Origin of the sequence: Gibbsiella quercinecans, assembly GCF_002291425.1 — a bacterium.
GTDB classification, from domain to species: domain Bacteria; phylum Pseudomonadota; class Gammaproteobacteria; order Enterobacterales; family Enterobacteriaceae; genus Gibbsiella; species Gibbsiella quercinecans.
On sequence record NZ_CP014136.1, the window covers coordinates 3,883,131 to 3,901,549 of the forward strand.

14 protein-coding genes are annotated in these 18,419 nt (G+C 59.0%); all 14 read left to right on the forward strand.

What is annotated here, in order from left to right; genetic code table 11:
* Nucleotides 1-82 precede the first annotated feature (82 nt).
* Complete coding sequence (locus tag ACN28Q_RS17895) at nucleotides 83-1,519, forward strand: sensor histidine kinase (RefSeq protein ID WP_095847578.1); 1,437 nt, start codon at nucleotides 83-85, stop codon at nucleotides 1,517-1,519.
* A gap of 3 nt (nucleotides 1,520-1,522) precedes the next feature.
* Complete coding sequence (qseG, locus tag ACN28Q_RS17900; RefSeq protein ID WP_095847579.1) at nucleotides 1,523-2,377, forward strand: two-component system QseEF-associated lipoprotein QseG; 855 nt, start codon at nucleotides 1,523-1,525, stop codon at nucleotides 2,375-2,377.
* The gene (glrR, locus tag ACN28Q_RS17905; protein WP_095847580.1) at nucleotides 2,374-3,711 is read left to right on the forward strand and encodes a two-component system response regulator GlrR; all 1,338 of its coding nucleotides are present in this window, start codon (nucleotides 2,374-2,376) and stop codon (nucleotides 3,709-3,711) included. The genes qseG and glrR overlap by 4 nt, the downstream gene beginning before the upstream one ends.
* A 131-nt stretch (nucleotides 3,712-3,842) precedes the next feature.
* A complete protein-coding gene (locus ACN28Q_RS17910) occupies nucleotides 3,843-5,465 on the forward strand; it encodes an NAD+ synthase (RefSeq protein ID WP_095847581.1) in 1,623 nt (540 codons plus the stop codon).
* A gap of 13 nt (nucleotides 5,466-5,478) precedes the next feature.
* Nucleotides 5,479-5,817 carry a nitrogen regulatory protein P-II gene (glnB, locus tag ACN28Q_RS17915; protein ID WP_095847582.1) on the forward strand — a complete coding sequence of 113 codons (339 nt, stop codon included), beginning with the start codon at nucleotides 5,479-5,481 and terminating at the stop codon, nucleotides 5,815-5,817.
* A gap of 270 nt (nucleotides 5,818-6,087) precedes the next feature.
* Complete coding sequence (locus ACN28Q_RS17920) at nucleotides 6,088-7,008, forward strand: LysR substrate-binding domain-containing protein (protein WP_095849081.1); 921 nt, start codon at nucleotides 6,088-6,090, stop codon at nucleotides 7,006-7,008.
* A gap of 100 nt (nucleotides 7,009-7,108) precedes the next feature.
* On the forward strand, nucleotides 7,109-8,572 hold the full coding sequence (locus ACN28Q_RS17925) for a gamma-aminobutyraldehyde dehydrogenase (RefSeq protein ID WP_095847583.1): 1,464 nt from the start codon (nucleotides 7,109-7,111) through the stop codon (nucleotides 8,570-8,572).
* Between the two features lie 160 nt (nucleotides 8,573-8,732).
* Complete coding sequence (gene ydcS, locus ACN28Q_RS17930; RefSeq protein WP_095847584.1) at nucleotides 8,733-9,884, forward strand: putative ABC transporter substrate-binding protein YdcS; 1,152 nt, start codon at nucleotides 8,733-8,735, stop codon at nucleotides 9,882-9,884.
* Nucleotides 9,885-9,991: 107 nt separating this feature from the next.
* Nucleotides 9,992-11,017 carry an ABC transporter ATP-binding protein gene (locus ACN28Q_RS17935; protein ID WP_095849082.1) on the forward strand — a complete coding sequence of 342 codons (1,026 nt, stop codon included), beginning with the start codon at nucleotides 9,992-9,994 and terminating at the stop codon, nucleotides 11,015-11,017.
* 1 nt (nucleotide 11,018) lies between these two features.
* Nucleotides 11,019-11,963 carry an ABC transporter permease gene (locus ACN28Q_RS17940; protein ID WP_095847585.1) on the forward strand — a complete coding sequence of 315 codons (945 nt, stop codon included), beginning with the start codon at nucleotides 11,019-11,021 and terminating at the stop codon, nucleotides 11,961-11,963.
* Nucleotides 11,953-12,759, forward strand: a complete 807-nt coding sequence (locus ACN28Q_RS17945) for an ABC transporter permease (RefSeq protein ID WP_095847586.1) — start codon at nucleotides 11,953-11,955, stop codon at nucleotides 12,757-12,759. The genes ACN28Q_RS17940 and ACN28Q_RS17945 overlap by 11 nt, the downstream gene beginning before the upstream one ends.
* Nucleotides 12,760-12,836: 77 nt before the next feature.
* Nucleotides 12,837-14,261, forward strand: a complete 1,425-nt coding sequence (patD, locus tag ACN28Q_RS17950) for an aminobutyraldehyde dehydrogenase (protein WP_095847587.1) — start codon at nucleotides 12,837-12,839, stop codon at nucleotides 14,259-14,261.
* Nucleotides 14,262-15,322: 1,061 nt separating this feature from the next.
* Nucleotides 15,323-17,233, forward strand: coding sequence for an NAD(P)-binding protein (locus ACN28Q_RS17955; RefSeq protein ID WP_095847588.1), 1,911 nt, complete (start codon nucleotides 15,323-15,325; stop codon nucleotides 17,231-17,233).
* A gap of 2 nt (nucleotides 17,234-17,235) precedes the next feature.
* A complete protein-coding gene (locus ACN28Q_RS17960; RefSeq protein ID WP_413541195.1) occupies nucleotides 17,236-18,408 on the forward strand; it encodes a c-type cytochrome in 1,173 nt (390 codons plus the stop codon).
* The last annotated feature ends 11 nt before the right edge of the window (nucleotides 18,409-18,419 follow it).

Below are 18,419 nucleotides of genomic sequence, written 5' to 3' on the forward strand. Positions count from 1 at the left end.
CGTGGATCAGTGGATTCTTCCCACCTGGGCTTTTTTCTTACCGGCGACTCGGTTAGCATCACAGCAGAAGAGAAACCATGAGATGATTTCATTGAAAAAATGGCGTATATCCCCGCGCTCGCTGCGCCAACTGGTATTGATGGCCTTCCTGCTGGTATTGCTGCCATTACTGGTTTTGGCGTATCAGGCCTACCAGAGCCTGGATCACCTGAGTGCGCAGGCGGCGGACATTAACCGCACCACGTTGGTCGATGCGCGCCGCAGTGAAGCGATGACCAGCGTGGCGCTGGAAATGGAGCGCAGCTACCGCCAATACTGCGTGCTGGTGGATCCAACGCTGGCGCGGCTTTACCAAAATCAGCGCAAGCAGTATTCACAAATGTTAGATGCCCATGCGCCGGTGCTGCCGGATGAGCGCTATTATCAAACGTTGCGCGGCCTGCTGACGCAACTGGCGGCGATAAAATGCCACAATAGCGGCCCCGACGCCGATACCTCTGAATTGCTGGAATCTTTCTCCCGCTCAAACGCCGAAATGGTTCAGGCAACGCGCACGGTGGTATTTTCCCGCGGCCAGCAGTTGCAACGGGCAATCGCCGAGCGTGGCCAGTTCTTTGGCTGGCAGGCGCTGCTGCTGTTTCTGGTCAGCGTGCTGCTGGTGGGCTTGTTCACCCGGATGATCATCGGCCCGGTCAAGGCGGTAGAACGCATGATCAACCGCCTTGGCGAAGGGCGAGCGTTGGGCACCACCGCAACCTTCAAGGGGCCGCGTGAACTGCGTTCCCTGGCGCAGCGCATTATCTGGTTGAGTGAGCGCCTGGCGTGGCTGGAATCACAACGCCATGAGTTTTTGCGCCATATATCGCATGAATTGAAAACGCCATTGGCCAGCATGCGCGAGGGCACGGAGCTGCTGGCGGATGAAGTGGTCGGCTCGCTGACGCCGGATCAAAAAGAAGTGGTGGCGATCCTCGATCAGAGTAGCCGCCATCTGCAACGCCTGATCGAACAACTGCTGGACTATAACCGCAAAATGGCCGATGGGCCGGCGGAACATGAAAAGGTCGCGCTGGCTGCACTGGTCGAGGCGGTGGTCGCCGCCCACAGTTTGCCCGCGCGCGCCAAACTGATCGCAACCGATGTGGAACTCGAGGCGGAAATTTGCTGGGCAGAGCCTACGCTATTAATGCGTGTGCTGGATAATCTCTATTCCAATGCGGTGCACTACGGCAAGGAATCCGGTAACATTTGGATCCGTAGCCGCCGGGTTGGGCAACGCGTGCAGATCGATGTCGCCAATACCGGTACGCCGATTCCCGAGTCCGAACAAGCCATGATTTTTGAGCCTTTTTTCCAGGGGAGTCACCAGCGGAAAGGGGCGGTAAAAGGAAGTGGGCTGGGGTTGAGCATTGCCCGGGACTGTATCCGCCGCATGCGTGGAGAGTTGCAGTTGGTCAGCGTAGATGGCGCTGACGTCTGCTTCCGTATTGAATTGCCATTAACCGCCGAGAATGAATAAAAAATGTCTACATGGCTTAAACGCCCACGTCGCATAACGCGTGAATGTGCAACGCAGGGAGCGTTGCTCAACAAACATCCTCTTTCTTTCTGGGGCATGCTTTTTTTAGCGCCTTTCCTGTTGGCGGGTTGCGCTGAGCGCGCCGTTAGCGGCAGCCTGGCCCTGCAACAACAAGAAACCATCCCTGACAGCAAAGTGGTGGACTTTCGCCTTGCCGCCTGCGGCACGCTGTGGCAGCTCGATGAACAGGAAACGCTTGAGAATTCGCTTTACTGGCTGCGCGCCATGGAATGTGCGGAAAGCCTGAGCGCCAATCAGGCGCGAACGCTGGCGAAAACCGTGGAAAATGGCCACTGGGACGGCGCCTTCAAGCAAGGTATCCTGCTTGGCGCCGCACAGCCCGTGGTGGCAGAGCGCCGCCAACAGGCCGAGCGCGTGAACAGCTACAGCCTTGAGTTCCCGAATGCGCTGCGCCCGTTGCTGCAGATCTGGAGCCAGCAGCAGGCATTGCAGATAGCGCTGGCCGATGAAAAAGCCCGCTATCAGCGTTTGCAGGAAAGCAGCGACAGCCAGATTGATGCGCTGCGCCAAAGCCAACTTGGCCTGCAAACGCAACTGCAGGAAACGTCGCGCAAGCTGGAAAACCTGACCGATATTGAGCGGCGGCTTTCTTCACGCAAACAGTTGCAGGGCGACATTCCGGAAAACGCCACCCGGCCGGATAACAGCGGCAAGGGCAGCGCCCCAGCCAAAAAAGCGGCGCCGGAATCTATGCCGGAGAAGGGCACGGCGCTGCCGGTAGAGCCTGAAGATAGCGAGACGCCGCTGCCTGACAACAAGGAGTCTGACGCGCAATGACCGCACGTAAACCGGCCAACCTGTTGTTGGTGGACGACGATCCAAGCCTGCTGAAGCTGCTGGGCATGCGCCTGAGCAGTGAAGGTTTTCACGTCACCACCGCCGAAAGTGGCCAGGAGGCCCTGCGCCTGCTGGCGCGTGAGCAGATCGATCTGGTGATAAGCGATTTGCGGATGGATGAAATGGACGGCATGGCGCTGTTTGCGGAAATCCAGAAGCACCAGCCGGGGATGCCGGTGATCATCCTGACCGCTCACGGTTCGATCCCGGATGCGGTCGCCGCCACCCAAAAAGGGGTGTTCAGTTTCCTCACCAAGCCGGTGGATCGTGATGCGTTGTACAAGGCGATTGACGAGGCGCTGGCGCTTGCCGCGCCGGCCGGCGATGAAAGCTGGCGTGAGGATATCATCACCCGCAGCCCGATTATGCTGCGCCTGCTGGAGCAGGCAAAAATGGTGGCGCAGTCTGACGTCAGCGTGTTGATCAATGGCCAAAGCGGCACCGGCAAAGAGGTGCTGGCCCAGGCAATCCACGGCGCCAGCCCGCGCGCAGGCAAGGCCTTTATCGCCATCAACTGCGGTGCGCTGCCGGAACAGCTGCTGGAATCGGAACTGTTCGGCCACGCCAAAGGCGCCTTTACCGGCGCGGTGAGCAACCGTGAGGGGCTGTTCCAGGCAGCGGCGGGCGGCACGTTGTTCCTGGATGAAATCGGCGATATGCCGCTTTCTTTGCAGGTAAAGCTGCTGCGCGTATTGCAGGAGCGCAAGGTGCGCCCGCTGGGCAGCAATCGCGATCTGGACATCGACGTGCGCATTATTTCCGCCACGCACCGCGATCTGCAAAAAGCGATGGCGAAAAACGAATTCCGTGAAGATCTCTACTACCGCCTGAACGTGGTTAATCTGAAAATCCCGGCGCTGAACGAGCGTGCGGAGGACATTCCACTGTTGGCGAACCACCTGTTGCGGGTTGCCGCTAATCGGCATAAGCCGTTTGTGCGCAGTTTCTCTACCGATGCGATGAAGCGGCTGATGACCGCCAGCTGGCCGGGCAATGTGCGCCAACTGGTCAACGTGATCGAACAGTGCGTGGCGCTGACTTCGGCACCGGTGATCGGCGAAGCGCTGGTCGAGCAGGCGCTGGAGGGAGAAAATACCGCGTTGCCGACGTTTGTCGAAGCGCGTAATCAGTTTGAATTACACTATCTGCGCAAGCTGCTGCAGATTACCAAAGGGAACGTCACCCAGGCGGCGCGCATGGCGGGCCGCAACCGTACGGAGTTCTATAAATTGTTATCGCGCCACGAATTGGACGCGAACGATTTCAAAGAATGATGTTTTCTTGCCGGGCCTGCGGTAACGCGGGTTCTCAACAAATGGCCTGGAATGTTTTACACTCCGGTTTCTTTTTTTGCGGCATGACCGTTCGTCGTGAATTTGGATCGTATTAAGCGAGATCGAAAACAATGAGCAGATCACTTTCCATCGCTCTGGCCCAGCTGAATTTGCTGGTGGGCGATATTGAAGGCAACACCGAACGTATGTTGCAAATAGTGCAGGAGCAGCAGGCGGCGGGAGCCGATCTGGTTATGTTCACCGAACTGGCGCTGTCCGGCTATCCGCCGGAAGACCTGCTGTATCGCGACGATTTCTACCAGCGCTGCGATACGCAACTGGCCCGGCTGCAGCAAGCGTCCGGCGGGGTGGGGATCCTGGTCGGCCACCCGTGGCGCGAGGACGGGGCGCTGTATAACGCACTGTCGCTGTTCTCTGAAGGGAAACTGCTGGCGCGCTACTTTAAACAGCGCCTGCCGAACTACGGCGTTTTCGATGAGAAACGCTATTTCCGTGAAGGCACGGAAAACTGCGTGGTTGAATTGAAAGGCTACCGTTTGGGGCTGTTGATTTGCGAAGACATGTGGTTCCCGGAACCGGTCGACGCCGCCAGCGCGGCAGGGGCCGAGATCCTGCTGTCTATCAATGCTTCACCGTATAATCGTGAAAAACCGTACGTGCGTAAAACGCTGATGGCCGGCCACTGCCAGCGCACCGGGCTGCCGCTGGTATACCTGAACCAGGTTGGCGGCCAGGATGAGCTGATTTTTGACGGCGGCTCCAAAGTGTTTGACGGCGCCGGCAATATGACTCATCGGTTGGCGGCGTTCGCCGAACAGGTGACGATGCTGCAATTTAACGATCTGGCGCCGCAGCCGATGGCGGAACCGGCGGCAGAGCTGCCGGCGCTGGCGCAAATCTACCAGGCGTTGGTGTTGGCTGTGCGTGACTACGTGACCAAAAATGGCTTCAAGGGGGCGGTGCTCGGCCTGTCTGGCGGTATCGATTCCGCATTGACGTTGGCCATTGCGGTGGATGCGCTGGGCAAAGACAAGGTTCAGGCGTTAATGATGCCGTTCCGCTACACTGCAGATATCAGCATTGCCGATGCGAAAGAAGAAGCCGAGATCCTCGGTGTGGATTTCGATATCGTCTCGATTGAGCCGATGTTTGATGCGTTTATGGGCCAGCTTGCGCCGATGTTTGCCGGCACCGAACGCGACACCACAGAAGAAAACCTGCAAGCGCGTTGCCGTGGGGTGGTGTTGATGGCGCTGTCCAATAAACGGCGCAGTATTGTATTGACCACCGGCAACAAGAGCGAGATGGCGGTGGGGTATGCGACGCTGTACGGCGATATGGCCGGGGGCTTCGACGTGCTGAAAGATGTGCCGAAAACCCTGGTGTTCAAGCTGTCGGAATACCGTAATACCGTCTCTTACGTGATCCCTCAGCGGGTGATCGATCGTCCGCCATCCGCCGAGCTGGCGCCGGATCAAGTCGATCAGGACAGCCTGCCGCCGTACGATATTCTGGATGCGATCCTGGGCGGTTATGTGGAGCTTGATAAATCGGTGGCCGATCTGGTGGCCGAGGGCTTTGACGAAGCCACGGTGCGCAAGGTGATCCGCCTGGTAGACATTAACGAATACAAGCGCCGTCAGGCCCCCGTCGGGCCACGTATCACTGCCCGTAACTTCGGCAAAGATCGTCGCTATCCGATCACATCCGGCTTTGGCCGTAAAAATTGGTAATTAAGGAATCGCCATGAAGAAAATTGACGCTATTATCAAGCCGTTCAAACTGGATGACGTCCGCGAAGCGCTGGCTGAAGTCGGCATCACCGGGATGACTGTCACCGAAGTGAAAGGCTTTGGTCGCCAGAAAGGCCACACCGAATTGTATCGTGGTGCCGAGTACATGGTCGACTTCCTGCCGAAGGTGAAAGTGGAAATCGTCGTGCCTGACGATATCGTGGACACCTGCGTGGAAACCATCATGCAAACGGCCCAGACCGGTAAAATCGGCGATGGTAAAATCTTTGTGTTTGACGTGGCGCGGGTGATAAGGATCCGTACCGGCGAGCAGGACGAAGAGGCGATCTGATTTTGCCATCGCGGCTGCGCGCGCTAAACACTGTGCGGCGCGGCCGTCTCCCTTCCTGTTTATCAAGGCGCAGCGTGCTGCGCCTTTCTCATTGGTGGCGCGTTTTTCTTTCTTCGCCCGTGTAATCAGACCGCAATCGTTGCAAAACTCGCTATTTCCCACTGTTATCATTCGGAAAAAGCGAACGCTATCGCGTTTTTCGCAGGTTACTCGATCGGCCGCAGGCAAATACATATACTCAAACCGTATGTTTTGTTTGAGGTTCTTGCCATGATGACGTTACGCCAGATCCGCCATTTCATTGCCGTGGCTGAAAATGGCTCAATTTCGGCCGCGGCGCAAACGGTGTTTGTTTCCCAATCTTCGCTGACGCAAGCGATCCAACAGTTGGAAACCGATATCGGTGTCCGCCTGTTCGATCGTCACGCCAAAGGCATGGAGCTGACGCATCATGGCCACCAGTTTTTACGCCAATCCTATTTGATCCTGGCGACCGTCGACAACGCCCGGCGCAGCCTGCAACTGGGCACGGAAAGCCTGACCGGCAAGCTGACCATCGGCGTGACCAGCTTGGTGGCCGGCTATTTTCTGGTGGAGCTGTTGAAGCGCTTTCAGTCCGCTTACCCCAACGTCACCCTGCGGGTGATCGAAGACGAGCGCCGGTATATCGAGCACCTGCTGGTCAACGGTGAAATCGATATCGGCGTGCTTATTCTATCCAACATCGAAGACCGTGACGCCTTGCAAACCGAAGTGCTGATGCACTCGCCGTATCGCCTGTGGCTACCGCCGCTGCACCCACTGCTGGAGCATGAGAGCATCAGCCTGGCGGACGTGGCCAAGCAGCCGCTGATCCAGCTCAACGTGGATGAAATGGATATGCACGCGCAGCGTATCTGGGCGCGCGCCGGCCTGAAGCCGGATATTGCGATGAAAACCGCCTCGACGGAAGCGGTACGCAGCCTGGTTGCCGCCGGCATTGGGATTTCCATTCAGCCCGATATGGCCTACCGCGCCTGGTCGCTGGAAGGCAACCTGATTGAAGCGCGCAAGCTGGTGGACTTGCTGGAACCGCTGGATATCGGCTTGGCCTGGCGGCGTGGCAGCGCGCGGCCGGAGCTGGTTACGCCGTTCCTGACTATTGCTCGGGAAAACAGCACGATGAGCGCCGCCGCCAAGCATTCGGTTTAACCGAACGCGGCGTTCAGTATTTAGAATTTGTTGCCCGCCTTCGTCTCGCCTAGTCTGATAAAACCGGCTTATCACATTTAGTTAACAAGGGGGATACGCAATGGTGGATGTGTGCTTCCCGACGGGCTTTACCTGCCAACAGTACATTAATGGGCAATCGGTGGCTGGCGAAGGCCGGAATGAAAGCATTATCAATCCCGCGACCGGCGAAACGCTGGTTTCCATCGCCGAGGCCTCTTCCGCGCAGGTCGGCCACGCCGTACAGGCCGCGCAGCAGGCGTTCAGCCAGTGGGCGCGTACCACGCCGGCCTATCGCTCCTCGCTCTTGTTGCGCATCGCCGACGCCATCGAACACCAGGCCGAACGCCTGGCGCAGCTTGAAGCGCTCAACTGCGGCAAGCCGCTGCATCTGGCGCTTAATGATGATTTACCGGCCGCCGTCGACGTGTTCCGTTTCTTTGCCGGCGCCGTGCGTACGCAGCAAGGGCAACTGGCCGGCGAATACATGGCCGGGCACACCTCAATGATCCGCCGCGATCCGCTGGGCGTGGTGGCCTCGATCGCGCCCTGGAATTACCCGTTAATGATGGCGGCGTGGAAGATTGCGCCGGCGCTGGCGGCGGGCAATACCGTGGTTTTCAAACCGTCTGAACATACACCGCTGACCATCCTGGCGCTGGTGCCGGCGTTGCAGGAGATTCTGCCGCCCGGCGTCCTGAACGTGGTGTATGGCGGCGGGGAGAGCGTCGGCAGCCATTTGGTCGGCCACCCGCAGGTGCGGCTGGTGTCGGTTACCGGCGATATCGTTACCGGGCAGAAAATCCTGCAGGCGTCGGTGAAAAACATCAAACGCACCCATTTGGAACTGGGCGGCAAGGCCCCGGTGATCGTCTGTGACGACGCCGATCTGGATGAGGTGGTCAGCAGTATCCGCACCTTCGGCTATTACAACGCCGGGCAAGACTGTACCGCCGCCTGCCGTATCTATGCTCAGGCCGGGATTTATCCACGGCTGGTGGACGCGCTGGGTGAAGCGGTATCCAGCCTGCGCTTTGCCCGCTCGCGCGACGAAGAAAACGAGATGGGCCCCTTGATCAGCGCACGCCAGCGCGATCGCGTCGCCAGCTTTGTCGAACGTGCGCTCAGCCAGCCGCATATTGAGCTTATCACCGGCGGCGCCGAACATTCGGGGCCTGGCTTTTACTACCAGCCCACGCTGCTGGCCGGTTGCCGGCAAAGCGACGAAATCGTACAGCGCGAGGTCTTCGGCCCGGTGGTCAGCGTCACGCGCTTTGAGGCGCTGGAGCAGGCGGTCGACTGGGCGAACGATTCGGAATACGGCCTGGCTTCCTCAGTGTGGACACAGAATATCGATCGGGCGCTGCACATTGCCGCCCATCTGCAATACGGCAGCACCTGGATCAATACCCATTTTACGCTGGTGAGTGAAATGCCCCACGGCGGCATGAAGCGCTCGGGCTACGGCAAGGATCTCTCCAGCGATTCACTGCAGGACTACAGCGTGGTCAGGCATGTGATGGCGAAAGTTAAACCCGCATTTTAGCGACTTATAAATTACACCTGATAGCTTTCAGGCCGCGGCAAGGCGGCGCACGCACGCCCTAAAAACGCCGTTGTGGCCTGAAAGAGAACGGGGATAAAAACCGCGGCAGCCGTTCCCTGCCGTAATAAAACGCAATATACGCAATACAGGGGAAATTACGATGGGAAAAACCACTACTGTCTCCACGCTCTCCGCACTCTGTTTCACGGTGCTTTGCGGCCAGGCTCTGGCTGCCGAACTTCCGCAGCAGATTGGCAAGGGCGAAGGGCGCCTGGATATTATCGCCTGGCCGGGTTATATCGAGCGCGGCCAGACCGACAAACAATATGACTGGGTCACCCAGTTTGAAAAGCAAACCGGCTGTGCGGTGAATGTAAAAACCGCCGCCACGTCTGATGAAATGGTCAGCCTGATGGCCAAAGGGGGCTACGATCTGGTTACGGCCTCCGGCGATGCCTCGCTGCGATTGATTTTCGGCAAGCGGGTGCAGCCGATCAATACCGCGCTGATCCCGAACTGGAAAAACATCGATCCGCGCCTGCTGAACGGCCCGTGGTATACCGTTGCCGGTAAAACCTACGGCACGCCTTATCAGTGGGGGCCGAACCTGCTGATGTACAACACCAAAACCTTCCCTACGCCACCGGATAGTTGGGCGGTGGTCTTCGAACAGCAAACTCTGCCGGACGGCAAAACCAACCAGGGCCGCGTGCAGGCCTATGATGGGCCGATTTACATCGCCGATGCGGCGCTGTACCTGAAAACCACCCAACCGCAGCTCGGTATTACCGATCCGTACCAATTGAATGAAGAGCAGTACCAGGCCGTGCTGAAGCTACTGCGCAGCCAGCATGCATTGGTGCATCGCTACTGGCATGACACTTCGGTGCAGATGAGCGACTTCAAAAATGAAGGCATTGTCGCCTCCAGCGCCTGGCCTTATCAGGCCAACGCCCTGAAAGGGGAAGGGCAGCCGATCGCCACCGTCTTTCCGAAAGAGGGCGTGACTGGCTGGGCCGACAGCACCATGCTGCACGCCGAAGCCAAACACCCGAACTGCGCCTACCAATGGATGAACTGGTCGCTGGAGCCGAAAGTGCAGGGCGATATCGCCGCCTGGTTTGGCTCGGTGCCTGCGGCGCCCGCCGGCTGCAAGGCCAGCACGCTGCTGGGTGAAAAAGGCTGTGAAACCAATGGATTCAACCAGTTCGACAAAATCGCTTTCTGGAAAACGCCACAGGCCCAGGGCGGTAAGTTTGTCCCTTACAGCCGCTGGACGCAGGACTATATCGCCATTATGGGTGGGCGTTAAGGCCGCGTATGCGTAGCCGGCCTGGCTATGGGTGGCACCGTAGGCCGCCTATCCCCCGCCCGGCTGCGCCGCTTTGACGGGTTTCAGTAAAATTGGGAGCGATGATTATGACCATTGCCGTGCAGTTTATAGATGTTTCTCGGGTTTTCGGCGATGTTCGCGCTGTTGATCGTGTATCCATTGATATTCAAGATGGCGAGTTTTTTTCCATGCTCGGGCCTTCTGGCTCGGGCAAAACCACCTGCTTGCGTTTGATCGCCGGCTTTGAACAACCGAGCGCAGGTGCTATCCGTATCCACGGCCAGGAAGCCGCCGGCCTGCCGCCTTACCAGCGTGATGTGAACACCGTATTCCAGGATTACGCCCTGTTCCCGCATATGTCAGTGCTGGAAAACGTCGCCTATGGCCTGATGGTGAAGGGCGTGTCCAAATCAGAACGCCTGGCGCGTGCGCAGGAAGCGTTGGAAAGCGTGGAACTGGGTTTTGTTAGCCAGCGCAAACCGGCGCACCTTTCCGGCGGCCAACGCCAGCGGGTGGCGCTGGCGCGCGCGTTGGTCAACCGCCCGCGGGTGCTGCTGCTTGATGAACCGCTGGGCGCGCTGGATCTGAAGCTGCGCGAGCAGATGCAGGGCGAGTTGAAGAAGCTGCAACGCCAGTTGGGGATCACCTTTATTTTCGTTACTCACGATCAGAGTGAAGCCTTGTCGATGTCCGATCGGGTGGCGGTATTCAACAACGGCCGCATTGAGCAGGTGGATGCGCCGTGTGAGCTGTATATGCGCCCCAAAACGCCGTTCGTCGCCGAGTTTGTCGGCACGTCGAACGTGGTGCGCCGCGAACTGGCGCAGCAACTGCTGGGCCAGGGCGCCACTTACTCCATCCGCCCGGAACATATTCGGCTGTTGGATGGGATGGACGCTGCTCATGGCGATGTGCAGGTGCAGGGCACCTTGCAGGATATTCAATATCAAGGGGCGGCCACACGTTATGAAATCATGCTGGCTAACGGCGAAAAGCTGTTGGTCAGCCAGGCCAACCCGCAATGGCCTGCAGCGCAACCCTTGCCGACGATTGGCCAACCGGTGACCGCCTGTTGGGCGCGTGAGGCGATGGTGGAGCTGGAGGAGAGGTGAGATGGATATGAGCATTGACTGCCCGAGGGCGCGCGGCGGTAGGATGCGTGCGCTATCAACTTTCCTGTATCGCAAACCCACGCTGTACCTGTCGTTGCTGCTGGTGCCGCCGCTCCTGTGGTTTGGCGCGGTGTATCTGGGATCGCTGCTGACGTTGCTGTGGCAGGGGTTTTACACCTTTGATGATTTCACCATGACGGTGACGCCGGATCTGACCTTCGACAACCTGCGTGCGCTGCTCAACCCGGCCAACTACGACATCATCGTGCGTACGTTAACGATGGCGATTGTGGTTTCGCTGGCCAGCGCGGTGGTGGCATTCCCCATCGCCTATTACATGGCGCGCTACACCAGCGGCAAGGTAAAGGCGCTGTTTTATATCGCGGTAATGATGCCGATGTGGGCCAGCTATATCGTCAAAGCCTACGCCTGGACGCTGTTGCTGGCGAAAGACGGCGTGGCGCAGTGGTTCCTGATGCACCTTGGCCTGGAGCCGGTGCTGACGGCGATCCTGTCTGTACCCGGCGTGGGCGGCAATACCCTGTCGACATCCGGGCTGGGGCGTTTTCTGGTGTTCGTCTATATCTGGCTGCCGTTCATGATCCTGCCGATCCAGGCGGCGCTGGAGCGCTTGCCGCCGTCGCTGTTGCAGGCCTCGGCGGATCTGGGCGCGCGCCCGGCGCAGACCTTTCGCCACGTGATACTTCCGTTGGCCGTGCCGGGGATCGCCGCCGGTTCGATCTTCACCTTCTCTCTGACGCTGGGGGATTTCATCGTGCCGCAGCTGGTGGGGCCGCCGGGCTACTTTATCGGCAGCATGGTGTATGCCCAGCAGGGGGCGATCGGCAATATGCCGATGGCGGCGGCGTTCACGCTGGTGCCCATCGTACTGATCGCCATTTATCTTTCCATTGTGAAACGTCTGGGGGCCTTTGATGCACTCTGAACGCGCGCCATTAGCCCTGAAGATCGCCGCCTGGGGCGGCCTGGTCTTCTTACATTTTCCATTGGTGATTATTGCTATCTATGCTTTTAATACGGAGGACGCGGCGTTCAGCTTTCCGCCGCGCGGCTTCACCTTGCACTGGTTTAGCGTGGCCGCCGGCCGCCAGGACATTATGGATGCGGTGTGGCTTTCGGTGCAGATCGCCTGTCTGGCGACGATGATCGCATTGATCCTCGGCACGCTGGCCGCCGCCGCGCTGTATCGCCGCGACTTTTTCGGCAAGGAAAGTATCTCACTGCTGCTGCTGTTGCCGATCGCGCTGCCGGGGATCGTTACCGGTATCGCGCTGTTGGCGGCGTTTAAGGCGTTGGATATTGAACCGGGGATGATGACCATCGTTATCGGCCACGCCACGTTCTGTGTGGTGATTGTGTTTAACAACGTTATAGCGCGCTTTCGGCGCACGTCGTACAGCCTAATTGAGGCTTCGATGGATCTTGGCGCCGATGGCTGGCAAACCTTCCGCCATGTGATCCTGCCGAACCTCGGTTCGGCGCTGTTGGCGGGCGGGATGCTGGCTTTTGCGCTGTCGTTTGATGAAATCATCGTCACCACCTTTACCGCCGGGCACGAACGCACGCTGCCGCTGTGGCTGCTCAATCAGTTGAGCCGGCCGCGTGACGTGCCGATCACCAACGTGGTGGCGCTAGCGGTAATGGTGATGACCATGATCCCGATTTTGGGTGCCTATTACCTCACCAAAGGTGGGGAAGGCGTTGCCGGCAGCGGCAAATAGCTCTGCGCCACTGCTTTTATATGCTGATGTCTGCAAACTTGTAGAACCAGGGTTAATGAACACAAAAGGATACCCCTATGCAAAGTCAACTGCTGATTAACGGCCAACTGGTGACCGGCCAGGGCGAAAAACTGCCGGTGTATAATCCGGCGACGGGTGAGGTGATTGCGCAGATTGCACAGGCGAGCGCCGAGCAGGTCGATCAGGCGGTACAGGCCGCCGATACGGCCTTCGCGACCTGGGGCCAGACCACGCCGAAAGAGCGCTCCGAACACCTGCTGAAGCTGGCCGATTTGATAGAACAAAACGCGGAAACTTTTGCCCGGCTTGAATCGCAGGACTGTGGCAAGCCTTACCATGCGGTGCTTAATGACGAACTGCCGGCGGTGGTGGACGTGTTCCGCTTCTTTGCCGGCGCCAGCCGCTGCCTTGGCGGGTTGGCCGCCGGTGAATACCTGGCGGACCACACTTCAATGATCCGCCGCGATCCGCTTGGCGTGGTGGCGTCGATCGCGCCGTGGAACTATCCGCTGATGATGGTGGCCTGGAAATTGGCGCCGGCGTTGGCGGCGGGCAACTGCGTGGTGCTGAAACCCGCCGAGCAGACGCCGCTGACCGCTTTCAAACTGGCCGAACTGGCCGCCGGGCTATTCCCGGCCGGCGTACTGAATGTGCTGTTCGGCGCAGGTGCCAGCGTGGGCGATGCCCTGACTGGGCATGCCAAAGTGCGCATGGTTTCGCTCACCGGCTCGATCGCGACCGGTTCGCACATTATCGCCCATACGTCCCAGGGGGTGAAACGCACCCATATGGAACTGGGCGGCAAGGCACCGGTGCTGGTGTTTGACGACGCCGATTTGGCCGCGGTGGTTGAAGGCATCCGCACCTTCGGTTACTACAATGCCGGGCAAGACTGCACCGCCGCCTGCCGTATCTACGCTCAGAAAGGCATCTATCCTGAGCTGGTGAAGGCGTTGGGCGAAGCGGTCGCCAGCCTGAAAATCGGCTCGCCGGACGACAGCAGCACCGAGCTTGGGCCATTGATTACCCAACAGCACCTGGAGCGGGTGACCGGCTTTGTCGAGCGCGCCAAGGCGCTGCCGCACATTCAGGTGGTCACCGGCGGTGAGAAGGTGGATGGGCCGGGGTACTATTTCCAGCCGACGCTGCTGGCCGGCGCGCGCCAGGAAGATGAAATTGTGCAGCGTGAGGTATTTGGGCCGGTAGTGACCATTACGCCATTCGAGGATGAAGCACAGGCGCTGGCCTGGGCCAATGCGTCTGACTATGGCCTGGCGTCTTCGGTATGGACGCAGGACGTTGGCCGCGCGCACCGCCTGAGCGCCCGCTTGCAGTATGGTTGCACCTGGGTGAATACGCACTTCATGTTGGTGAGTGAAATGCCGCACGGTGGGCAGAAGCTGTCGGGGTACGGCAAGGATATGTCGATGTATGGGCTGGAAGATTACACCGTTGTTCGGCATGTGATGTTTAAGCACTAACGCGCGTTATCAGGCTGCTTTTGTCGGTTTTAATACAACCTAACTCTTGGTGTTGACGCAATCAAAGACAATATCGTTGGTGAGTGGAGCACGGGTGTGGAAGCCATTGAAGGCGCCGAACGGCGGAACGTAGCATAGGCGAAACCGCCAGGACGGCGGTTTCAGGCGAGACAGGCAGGGACGCCTGTCGTAGCCGGCCGTTGATGCGCAGTGACACAGTGAGGGTAGCCGCGTAGCGGCCGCCTGATATGGCGAAGGCGCGGGTCGTAAGGGGCCGCGCCCACGGCCCCTTACTCGGGCGCGGGCTGCGGTGCGACAAAAAGCCACGATATTATGGCGACCGAAACCCTCCCCGAACCTAACAAAGAACGTTGCTGGAACAGACTCTGTAACCACCGATGTAAATGGAATTGCCTTAATCGTATCGAATTTCTTTGCGGCAATAGTGGCAGGCAATTGTCAGGGCCGAAGGCCCGGCCCCGACACCCCGGCCTGCGCTTAACATGGCCTGCCCGCTGCGCGGGTACCCTCGCGGCGTTACCGTCGCCGGACGGGTCGGCTACGACAAACCTCCCTGTTTGTCTCGCCTCAACCGGCCGGCCGTGGCCGATTGCCCCTGGCAACGGTGCCTTGCTCGGCAGCCCAAGATGCGCGCGGAGGGTCAAAACCAGAATCTATCGCCACCGGGCAACCTAACCTTCGGTTTTGACACAATTAAAGACAATATTATTGGTGAGTGGAGCACGGGGGTTGAAGCCATTGAAGGCGACAAAAAACGACCGAGTTATAGCGACCGAAACCCTCTCGGTCAGGGCAAAGAACGTTGCCGAAACAATACCCTGCCACCGCAGGCATAAAAAACGCCCCCTCCGGTCGACTAATAACCATCTATACTACAAGGATATTTATTTTGTTGCGTCTGCACTGACACCAAGCCTGCTTCTGCCTGATCCCCCACAGCATTGCATCTTGCTATCAGTTTGCATATCTGCACAATGACGCGCTTTTCAGGCGGCCAGAGACGCCGGCCTGATAATAATAAAAAAGCATAGGAAGCCAATATGAGTATAACTCGTCGTGATTTTCTCAATGGGGTAGCGATAACCATCGCCGCTGGGCTAACGCCGATGCAGGCGTTGCGCGCTGCGCCGCAAACTGCCCAGAAAACGCTGTACTACCCGCCGGCATTAACCGGTTTGCGTGGCAACCACCCCGGATCGTTCGAACATGCGCACCAGCTTGGCCGCGATGGCCGGCAGTTTGATTTCAGCGCGGTGCCGGTAACCGAAGAATTTGATTTAGTGGTGGTGGGGGCCGGGATCAGCGGTCTGGCTGCCGCTTGTTTCTGGCAACAGATGAAAGGCACGCAGCAGCGCATCCTGATCATTGACAACCATGATGACTTTGGCGGCCACGCCAAGCGCAACGAATTCGGCAGCGGCCAGAATAGGATACTGGGTTACGGCGGCAGCGAATCGCTTCAGTCACCCCGTTCTAACTTTAGCCCGGTGGCCATCGGGTTGTTGAAAACGCTCGGCGTCAGCATCGATGGGCTGGAAAACGCCTTCGACAAAACCTTTTACCCCGATCTGAATCTGAGCCGCGGCGTTTATTTCGATCGTAAAAACTTTGGCGTGGATAAAGTGGTCAGCGGCGATCCGGGCCGCATGGTGGCGGATGACATCCCGCGCGATCGGCTCAACGGCCGTTCTTATCAGGCGTTTATCGGTGATTTTCCGCTGCCGGAAAGCGATCGTCAGGCCCTGATTGCGCTGCACACGGTGGAGAAAGACTATCTGCCGGGGCTAAGCGTAGACGAAAAGGTGAAGTGGCTGGATAGCCACAGCTATGAACAGTTCCTGCGTGAAAAGGTAGGGCTGAGCGAAATGGCGATACGCTATTTCCAGCAGACGACCAGCGATTTTCAGGCGGTGGGCATTGATGCCACCTCCTGCAGCGATGCGCGGATTTGCGATTTGCCTGGGTTAGACGGCATGAACCTGCCGCCGTTGGATGCCGAATCACAGGCGGATTTGGACGATCCTTACGTGTTTCACTTTCCGGACGGCAACGCAACGCTGGCACGCCTGATGGTGCGCCATCTGATCCCGGCCGTGGCGCCTGCCGGCAAAGATATGAACGATATCGTGTTGGCCCGGTTTGATTATGCCCAGCTCGATCGCCCCGAATCGCCGGTGAAGCTTCGCTTGAACAGCACCGGCTTGCATGCGGCCAACGTGGGCGATCGGGTGGAAGTCACCTATATGACCGGTGAGAAAATGACCAAAGTGCGCGCCGGGCAGGTAGTGATGGCCGGCTACAACATGATGATCCCTTACCTGGTGCCGGAGATGCCGCTGGCGCAACAGGAAGCGCTGAAGCAAAACGTGAAGGCGCCGCTGGTGTACAGCAAAGTGGTGATCCGCAATTGGCGGCCATTCCTCAAGCTTGGCGTACACGAAGTGTATTCGCCCACCGCGCCGTATTGCCGCGTGAAGCTGGATTACCCGGTGAGCATGGGCGGCTACGCCCACCCGGACGATCCCGACAACCCAATCGGCCTGCATATGGTGTATGTGCCGGTATTGCCGGGCAGCGGCCTGAGCCCGCGCGAACAGTCGCGCAAAGGGCGCGCGTTGCTGCTGGGCACGCCGTTTGAGGTGCATGAAAACATGATCCGGGAACAGTTGCAGGGCATGCTGGGTGCCGCTGGCTTTGATCACCAGCGTGATATTCAGGCGATCACCGTCAACCGCTGGTCCCACGGCTATTCCTATTTTCTCAACGGCCTGTTCGATGATGAAGACGAAGCGCAGCAGATTATCGCCATTGCCCGCCGGCCGATCGGCAAAATCGCGATTGCCAACTCCGATGCGGACTGGAGCCCATATGCCAATTCGGCGATCGATCAGGCATGGCGTGCGGTGAATGAATTGGCTTACGGCAAGATTGCCGCCAGGGAAGGGGTATAACGATGCGTAAATGTTATCTTGGCCTGCTGTTGGCCTTGGCCGGCACCGTTAACGCCATGCCTGCCGGTGAATACGTGGCGAAAGCGGGCGACTGCACCGCCTGCCACACCAGCGAGAATGGCGCACCGCTTGCCGGCGGCCGGCGTTTTTCTACGCCGATCGGCGATATCTATGCCACCAATATTACCCCGGACAAGCAGCACGGCATTGGCGCCTATTCGTTTGAGGATTTCGACCGTGCGATGCGCCAGGGGATCGCCAAAGACGGGCATCACCTCTACCCGGCGATGCCGTATACCGCCTATGCCAGGATGAGCGCCGCAGACATGCATGCGCTCTACGACTACCTGATGCATGATGTGGATCCCAACCCCACCGCCAACCGCCGCAGCGACATCCCCTGGCCGCTGTCGATGCGTTGGCCGCTGGCCGCTTGGAACCTTTTGTTCCACGATGACACGCCTTACCAGCCGGATGCCCGGCAGAGCGCTGAATGGAACCGCGGGGCTTATCTGGTACAAGGGCTTGGCCACTGCGGCAGTTGCCATACGCCGCGCGGTTTGGCGATGCAGGAAAAGGCGCTGGATAACGCCTCGCCGCTGTATTTGAGCGGGGCGGAGCTGGATGGCTGGTATGCAACCGGGCTGCGTGGCCTGGAGCCGGGCGCCGTGGCGGCATTGTTGAAAACCGGCCGCAGCCGGCATGCGGCGGTAGCCGGCCCAATGGCCGAGGTGGTCACGCACAGTACCCAGTACCTGAACGATGCGGATCTGCAGAGTATCGGGCTGTATTTGCATAGCCTGGCATCGGCGGTGCCGGCGGTTCAATCGGCGGGCGCCGCAGACGGCTCATCCGGCAAACAGACCTACGCCATGTACTGTTCTACCTGCCACGGCAATCAGGGCGAGGGCAGCGACAACGCCATTCCCGCCCTGGCGGGTAACCCCAGCGTAACGGCAAGTAACCCACTGACGGCCCTGCGCGTGGTGTTGGAAGGGGCGCAGACGCCCATTACCGAACATGGGGCGGCGCTCAGCATGCCCGGTTATGCCTGGGCGCTGGACGATCGTCAGGTGGCTGATTTGATGAACTATCTGCGCGGCAGTTGGGGCAACCAGGCGGCGCCGGTCACCGCCGGGCAGGTGAAGGAGACGCGCAAACTGGCCGGGCAGTAAGCGCCTGTAAA